Origin of the sequence: Acidithiobacillus sp. IBUN Pt1247-S3, from assembly GCF_041146875.1 — a bacterium.
Lineage (GTDB): Bacteria > Pseudomonadota > Gammaproteobacteria > Acidithiobacillales > Acidithiobacillaceae > Igneacidithiobacillus.
In genome coordinates, this window is sequence record NZ_JBFRXP010000001.1 from 360,147 (window position 1) to 366,986 (window position 6,840).

Annotated in this window: 9 protein-coding genes, 1 tRNA gene and 2 pseudogenes; 8 read left to right on the plus strand and 4 right to left on the minus strand. The window is 53.9% G+C overall.

Features of this window, described 5'->3' with window-relative positions; translation table 11 throughout:
• Positions 1 to 37 precede the first annotated feature (37 nt).
• The 8 genes and pseudogenes from AB4090_RS01860 to AB4090_RS01895 all read left to right on the plus strand — a co-directional run.
• On the plus strand, positions 38 to 673 hold the full coding sequence (locus AB4090_RS01860; protein ID WP_369572149.1) for a cytochrome c oxidase subunit 3: 636 nt from the start codon (positions 38 to 40) through the stop codon (positions 671 to 673).
• Positions 670 to 1,035, plus strand: a complete 366-nt coding sequence (locus AB4090_RS01865; RefSeq protein ID WP_369572150.1) for a cytochrome o ubiquinol/quinol oxidase subunit IV — start codon at positions 670 to 672, stop codon at positions 1,033 to 1,035. The genes AB4090_RS01860 and AB4090_RS01865 overlap by 4 nt, the downstream gene beginning before the upstream one ends.
• Before the next feature lie 62 nt (positions 1,036 to 1,097).
• Positions 1,098 to 1,271 carry a hypothetical protein gene (locus tag AB4090_RS01870; protein WP_369572151.1) on the plus strand — a complete coding sequence of 58 codons (174 nt, stop codon included), beginning with the start codon at positions 1,098 to 1,100 and terminating at the stop codon, positions 1,269 to 1,271.
• Positions 1,272 to 1,324: 53 nt separating this feature from the next.
• Positions 1,325 to 1,400 (plus strand) — tRNA-Thr (locus AB4090_RS01875).
• Positions 1,401 to 2,213: 813 nt separating this feature from the next.
• Complete coding sequence (locus AB4090_RS01880; protein WP_369572152.1) at positions 2,214 to 2,477, plus strand: ATP-binding protein; 264 nt, start codon at positions 2,214 to 2,216, stop codon at positions 2,475 to 2,477.
• 127 nt (positions 2,478 to 2,604) lie between these two features.
• On the plus strand, positions 2,605 to 3,063 hold the full coding sequence (locus AB4090_RS01885; RefSeq protein WP_369572153.1) for a hypothetical protein: 459 nt from the start codon (positions 2,605 to 2,607) through the stop codon (positions 3,061 to 3,063).
• Complete coding sequence (locus AB4090_RS01890) at positions 3,060 to 3,377, plus strand: hypothetical protein (RefSeq protein ID WP_369572154.1); 318 nt, start codon at positions 3,060 to 3,062, stop codon at positions 3,375 to 3,377. Before AB4090_RS01885 ends, AB4090_RS01890 begins: the two co-directional genes overlap by 4 nt.
• Positions 3,378 to 3,562: 185 nt before the next feature.
• Positions 3,563 to 3,671: pseudogene (locus AB4090_RS01895) on the plus strand (IS1595 family transposase); the annotation flags it as partial.
• Between the two features lie 47 nt (positions 3,672 to 3,718).
• On the opposite strand, the pseudogene AB4090_RS01900 reads toward AB4090_RS01895, so the two are convergent.
• From AB4090_RS01900 to dsbD, 4 genes and pseudogenes are all read right to left on the minus strand, one after another.
• A pseudogene (locus AB4090_RS01900) lies at positions 3,719 to 4,141 on the minus strand (apolipoprotein N-acyltransferase); the annotation flags it as partial.
• An 8-nt stretch (positions 4,142 to 4,149) separates the two neighbouring features.
• On the minus strand, positions 4,150 to 4,773 hold the full coding sequence (locus AB4090_RS01905) for a thioredoxin fold domain-containing protein (protein ID WP_369572155.1): 624 nt from the start codon (positions 4,771 to 4,773) through the stop codon (positions 4,150 to 4,152).
• 10 nt (positions 4,774 to 4,783) lie between these two features.
• A complete protein-coding gene (locus tag AB4090_RS01910; protein WP_369572156.1) occupies positions 4,784 to 5,404 on the minus strand; it encodes a thioredoxin fold domain-containing protein in 621 nt (206 codons plus the stop codon).
• 13 nt (positions 5,405 to 5,417) lie between these two features.
• A partial coding sequence (dsbD, locus tag AB4090_RS01915; RefSeq protein WP_369572157.1) for a protein-disulfide reductase DsbD occupies positions 5,418 to 6,840 on the minus strand: 1,423 nt, incomplete at its 5' end.

Sequence of the window (6,840 nt, forward strand, 5' to 3'; positions counted from 1 at the left end):
GCATCAGCCTCACTTCCCAATCAAAAAGGAGTTTGTTATGCATGCACATGATGAGGTGGTGGACCCAAAAACAGTCGTTCTGTGGTCCGATGACTATGAAGGACATGACGTCATCGCCACCCGCACCTTTGGTTTTTGGATGTATGTGTTGAGTGATGGCATGCTCTTCGCCACACTCTTTGCCGCCTATGGTGTTCTTAGCTATAGCCACAGTTATTACACCGGCCCAACCCCGGCGCAGTTTGTAGCGCCCTGGTACACCTTCATCCAAACCATGGCGTTGTTTTTGAGCGTACTGGCCTACGGTTTTGCCATGACGGCACTGAAAAAAGGCAGTAAAGCCGGCGTTATTAACGGCATTATCGCGTCGATGGTGCTTGGCGGAGTATTCATTGGTCTGGATATTCATGACGTATTACGCATGCTTAGCATGGGTGTTACGCCAGAAGTGAGTGGCGGCCTCTCGGCCTTCTATGCCCTCACCCAGGTCCACACCGCGCATATCTTTGTTGGCCTGATCTGGATGTTGGTCATGCTCTACCAGGTTCTTCGTCAAGGGTTTACCGATGACACGGTGGGGCGCCTTCTCAGCCTGCGCATGTTCTGGCAATTCCAGGCCGTTATGTGGGTATTTATTTACGTCTTCGTTTATCTCTGGGGGTATATGTCATGAGTCACGGACACAGTGATCCCATTCAGCATCCCGAAGTACAGATGGCCACGAACCGCAATTACATCACCGGCTTTGTCATCGCCTCATTACTGATGTTTGCCGCGACCATTCTGGTCAACGGGCATGTATTACCGCCCTTCGGCCTGCTGCTGGCCATCATTGGCTGCGCGGGTATCGCCATCATCGCGCAGGTGTATTTCCTGCTGCATATCGATATCTCTGAGCATAACATTTGGAACACGGTGGCACTGGTGATGTTCATCCCCTTGTTCATTATCACCATTGGCTTGACCTGGTGGATGTTCTCGCAGCTCTATATGCGCACCATGCCCATGATTCCGGGTATGCCGGGTATGCATTAAGTCGCAGCCCGCTCGGGCGCGTCCCTCTTGGATGCGCCCGATGTTTTCACAGGGAGGCAAATATGAGTGCAGAAATCAACATCGGTATTGCTACCTTGTTGACGATTTTTGTTTGCGCTCTGGTGGCGGGCATGCTACTCATCCGGCGCCTACTGGCGCGGGAGCAGTCTGCACAAGCCACGCAACGGCGGCCAGAATCGCCGTCATTAACAGTAAAACCTCCCCGGCAGTCATAGCTACCAGCGCACCTTGGTGATTGACCCACAACGCCCTATAATGCGCGTCGTGCGCCGGCATAGCTCAGCAGGTAGAGCAGCTGATTTGTAATCAGAAGGTCACGAGTTCGATTCTTGTTGCCGGCACCAATAAAAACAAGAGGATATGCGCAATCTGTTAGGGCATTGTTCTTTGCGCGTTTACTTTTGTGTTTACTTTTCATGCGCGTTCCACTGCGTTCACATGACGCCTACTGATACTATTCGCGGCCTGCCAGATCAAGGTTGCAAGTGATAAGCCAATGCCCGAATAGCTGTTTCATTTTTGGGAGAGAGTCGGCGTGCGGAGCCCAAGTCTATGCGCGCTTCACGTGTCATCAGGCCTTAAGCTACCCTTCTGTGGACTGCACGCCAAAGCGATGGTCTCCAGGCCAGCAGCGAAAGTGCTGCTTGTCTTTTCGTAAGCTTTTATGATCCGCACACTGCCACACAGGCACAAAAAAAGCCCCATGCGCGCAATGGCATGGGGCGATAGATCTCACAATGGGTCAAGTGCTGGACTGCCGACTGGATTTTCTCCAAATGTCGCTAAGGACAGAATGGATGGATCCGGATGGCGCCGACTCGGCCTGCTGCGCTGTGTTGACAGTGCAGGACTGAAGTAGTTGGTCGGGTACTCGAACGGCAGCGTTCTGACGCTCAGAGTCTGGCTTCTGCTTTTTAACGGTCAATCGAGGTTTCTGGATTGCGGGTTGGCTGTAAGCACATACAGCTTCTGGCCCGGATTCCAGCAGGACATCATTCCAATCGACGGATTTCTTTCCGGCTCGGATCACTACCTTGGGTAGGAGAATTCTTACCACAAAGCCCTGTTGGTAAAGCCGGTCATACAACTTTTGTGCATAGAACTGACCAGGCCGGATCAACTGCCCTTTCAAGTCGGACTTCCGCAGGCAGGTCCCCGTGCCTCACTGGAACAATTTCCTGGGAGATCCGACCTTGGTGGCGGATCCCATTCTGGATCGGGTCGTCCACCAGGCCCATTCCCAGAATTTGGCGGGTAAAACCCTGCGCAAGCTCACCCCAAAATTGACTCCCGAGGCCATCTCGGAGCAAACATCCACCACCCCCCAAGTCGCCGCAGCCGCACTCCGGGTGGTCGATTTGCGTAGAATGCGCAGGCATCCTGGTGCATCCGGGGCCGGACGCCTCTATGTGGAGTTTTGATGGCGTCATCGTTATCACTTTCCATGGGGGGAAAATAATAGATCTTTAGCCCATGAGGCAGCAAATTTCAGGAAAATTGCCCTTGGTATAATGAAGAGGCAATCCTGCAAAACATGAAAGGTGTTTTATGAACGTGGAAGACAAGACGGTCATCGAAGATTTGATGCGAAATTTCGAAAACGATACCACCCTGCATTATCTGCAGTTTCTCCAGGCTTCCGGCATGAGTTGGGAAGCCTGCACCCGAAAGCTGTTTCGCTCCTGGGACACCTATGACCCAAACTTTCTCGCCGAAGAAACGGCCCGTGTGGGCGGGGAACTTCACCTCCCCCAGGGAGCAGGGCCTGAGTCTCTGGGGGAGCTCCTGCAATTCCGAGCCCAGATGGATCTTCGTTTCCAGCAGGCACTGCCGGAGGGATTGCCCGACTGGGAATCGCTGGATTTGCCGGGAACAGCACCACCCTCCTGGTATCTGGAAGAAAACGCGAAAGCCATTTCCATAGATGATCAGATCCGCAAAACCTTATTAGAGGAATGGTCTGATCCGATTAAAACGGCATCCCACGACAAGGACAACGCACTATGAACATTTCCGTAGAACTGGCCCAGGTGGCTCATGTGGATGCGCTGCAGAACCTGATCACCGGAGGTATCCTGATAGGCCTGGGTTTGCTACTGTTCCTGGCGTCGTGGCTGCTCTGGCGATGGCGACGCCGTAACCCGGATGCGGAAGAGGCAATCATTCTGGTCATCCTGGGCCTGTCCCTAGCGGGCATCCTGCTGCTTACTTCTCTACTATTCCTTGGCAACCTCTGGAACTGGGAAGGACTCGTGCATCCCGCCATCTATGCCGCACATCAGCAAATCGAGACCCAGAACCGTCCTCGCCCCTTACTCTAAGCGAAATCTGGATTGGGAAGCGGCGATCGCCCCGACCGTTAGCGAGACCGGCGGCCGGGGAAACGAATGACATTCTCTCCTTGCGGCGTCGATGTTTCTCCGGAGATCTTCCCCCATCATGCCTATGAACTATTTTCGGCATTAAGGTCAGATTTCTTATGAATCAGGCTGTTGGAGGGGCAGAGATGAAAGCCGAAGCGATGAATTTGCTGCAGTGGCCGAAACGGTTTGGTACCGAGGAAGCCTGTGCTGAGGCAGACGTTGAAACAGCAATGGTGGGCCAACGGCTGTCCGAGCCATGAGGCATATCCGCCGAGGGTCGTCCAAGTTTGTGAATACCCGGTAGCCAACCAGGGGAAACCAGTGGCCACCCGAGCCCGTAAATATTCGCCAAGAATCCATAAGATCGGAAGGAGCAGCCAACGGGCGCGGATAGAAAAGAAGCGCCGCGGAATACCCAAAGCCAGAGCTGGATATAGTGCACAATAACCCGCGAGCAGCGCGGTTGGGATGGCTGCAAGCCCCCAGATCATATGAGCATACTGGTGAAGAGGAATCGCCACCCAGTAAATACCAGTGGCAAATGCTCCGAACCCAAAAAGATATCCTAGAAGCGCTGCATGCTTAGCGGATGGAGCCTGCACCGCCATCCCGAAAACTGCGGTCAGCAATAATGGCGCAAGGTACCATTGCGCAAATGGCGCAAAAGCTAGCGGCCAGAGACACCCCAATAGGAGCGCGGCTGGAAGTCTAGGAACGCGCATGCTCACTACTACGATTGCTGCAGGTGCGGTAGCAATTCTCCCAACTGTTTCTGGGCGATCAATCCGGGAATGCGTCCGAGCTCACCACTTTTTACTCGGTAGAGAATAGCAGGTGTGCCTTCAAAACCTAATGCACTCATCAGGCCAAGGTTGCGCGTCAGTTCCTTGGTGGTCTTGGCCGTAGGCTTCGCTTTTGGCAGGTGACGATAACTGCCACGGCGCAATGCCGGGCCAACGATTTTTTCAAAATGCTGAAGGGCTGCCAGCGGATTGGGAGATTGCAACCATGCGGCGGCCTCTGCTGGACTCTGCGGAGTCAGGAATGCGACGGGCACATAGCGCACCGTCAATTTTCCCTCCCGAATAAAGGTTGCTTCCTCCTTATACATCACATGGCAATAGGGGCAATTGGGATCCTGAAAATCATAAATGATGGGTCCGCCATGGCCATCTTGGATATAGGTGATATGATGAGCCAGAATATCATTCCATAGAATACTGGCGGTCATCTTTGGGGGATGCGTGGGTGTTTGTGCGGCAATGGCCGGCGCGGTGCCGACTATGGCCAGACTACACCCTACAGCGCCAACGACAAGCCATTTCGCCACCACGTTTGCAGATTTTCCGTTCATGACGTTGTCCTTACGATCGCGCAAGATTGGGAAGCAGAGTCAGCAGTTCTCCACGAGATACCATGCCAGGTAACAAAGCAGTTTGGCCGTCTTTGCGCAGATACAAAATCGCCGGAACCCCCATGGAGTGCGTGCTTTGTAGAACCGCCATGTTCATCGACAATGCTTGTATCGTGTGCGCTGACGCTTTGACACGCGGCAATCCAACGGGACCGTTGGGGCCGATAGGCGCCGCAAAACTTTTTCCCGCCAACACCTCGAAGTGGCCAAGGGCGGCGAGAGGATGCGATGTCTGCAGAATTGCCGCTGCTTCCGGTTGGCTGCTGGGCAGTAAATAAGCCACGGGAACATATCGAATCGTGACTTTCCCAGTTTGTACCAAGGATTGTTCTTCTTCGTACATGCTGTGGCAATAGGGGCAATTGGGATCAAAGAAGTCATAAATGATCGGACCTTTGTGACCCTCCTGAATGTAAGTCAGCTTGTGTCCAATAGCTGACCAGTAACTTGGTTGTGACATTTTTGGTAAAGGCGACGTAGTGGCCAGCGCCGATCCTGCGACGGTGACAGCCGTCAGAAAACCAGCGGTAACGATCCACTGCTTTAGGTGACTTCCTTCAATGGCGTTCATATGTGGTATCTCCTCAATGCGCTGCTGTTGCTCCAAGTTTTTGCTGTACGTGATGCAGAAGGGTGTGAGGCCCCTCGTACCCTTCATATTGCGCGATCAGGTGTCCGGAAGCGCCTATCAGCAGGATGGCGGGCGGGCCAAAAAGTTGAAAGTGGTGTAGCAAATTCCGGGATGCTGCATCGCTAGCCGTCACATTGACGCGAATGAGAGTCACATGGCGCAACCCCATATCCACCTGCGGATTTTCATAGGTTTCGACATTTATGCGCTGACATTCCACGCACCATCTTGCCCAGAAGTCCACCAGAACGGGGTGGCCTTTGGCTGCCAGTAGCGCGTGATGGAGTTGCGTCAGGCTGGTGACCATGTGTTGTTCAAAACGTTGATTGGCGGTCTGCGCCGATGGAATCACTCGTTGCTTGTCCCTTTGAGCAACTAGCGGTGCCAATGGTTGTAATACCTGTGAAGCGCCGGATGCTGCACCGATACCCAACAGCACGCCATACAGGAATATCACCAGCCCCAGCCCCCGAAAAAAATGTGTGGCAGGACGAGTGCTAGGAGAAAATGCCCCAAGGAAGACGCTCGAAACTATCGCAAGAATCGCCCACAGAGCTAACGTTACCGGGCCAGGCAAAATCCGCGATAAAAACCAGATCGCCACACCCAGCAGGACTACGCCAAACACTGCCTTGACGGCGTTCATCCATGCGCCTGCTCGGGGCAAAAAATGACCGGCTGATGTGCCAATGATTAACAGGGGCGTGCCCATCCCCAATCCCAAAAGGAACAATGCCAAAGCCCCCAGGGCCAGATTGCCTGTGTGGGCGATGAACAGTAGCGCCCCTGCCAAAGGCGCGGATACGCAAGGGCCGACGATCAGTGCCGAAAGCATGCCCATGATAAAGGCGCCAAGCGCATGTCCGCCTTTGCCATACTGGGAGAGCCGGGTCTGCAGGGCGGTTGGCATCTGCAACTCATAGAACCCGAACATCGACAGCGCCAGCAACACAAATAATGCACTGAAGCCGCCCAAGACCCAGGGGTTCTGAAAGAATGCCTGAAGATAGGAACCGGTGATCGCGGCGATTACGCCGGCTGCCGCATAGACGATGGACATTCCCAAGACGTAGGCGACAGAAATCCAGAAAGACCGCATGCGGGATTCGCGCGCAGTCAACTGGGCATTGCCACGCCCCACGACCAAAGAAGACAGGATGGGAATCATCGGGAAAATACACGGTGTAAATGCGAGCCCGAGACCGGCTACAAAGAAAAGCAGCAATGTCAGGGGAAGTTGCGTGCCTTCCAGCCCCGCAGAAAACTGACTATATAGGGGTCCCCTCAGAAAACGGAATATAAAACCCGTTAAGGGCGCGATGCTCCTGGAATCCAGCGATAGAGCGTCGGCAAGGATACCCCGAGGTGCTCCGCAA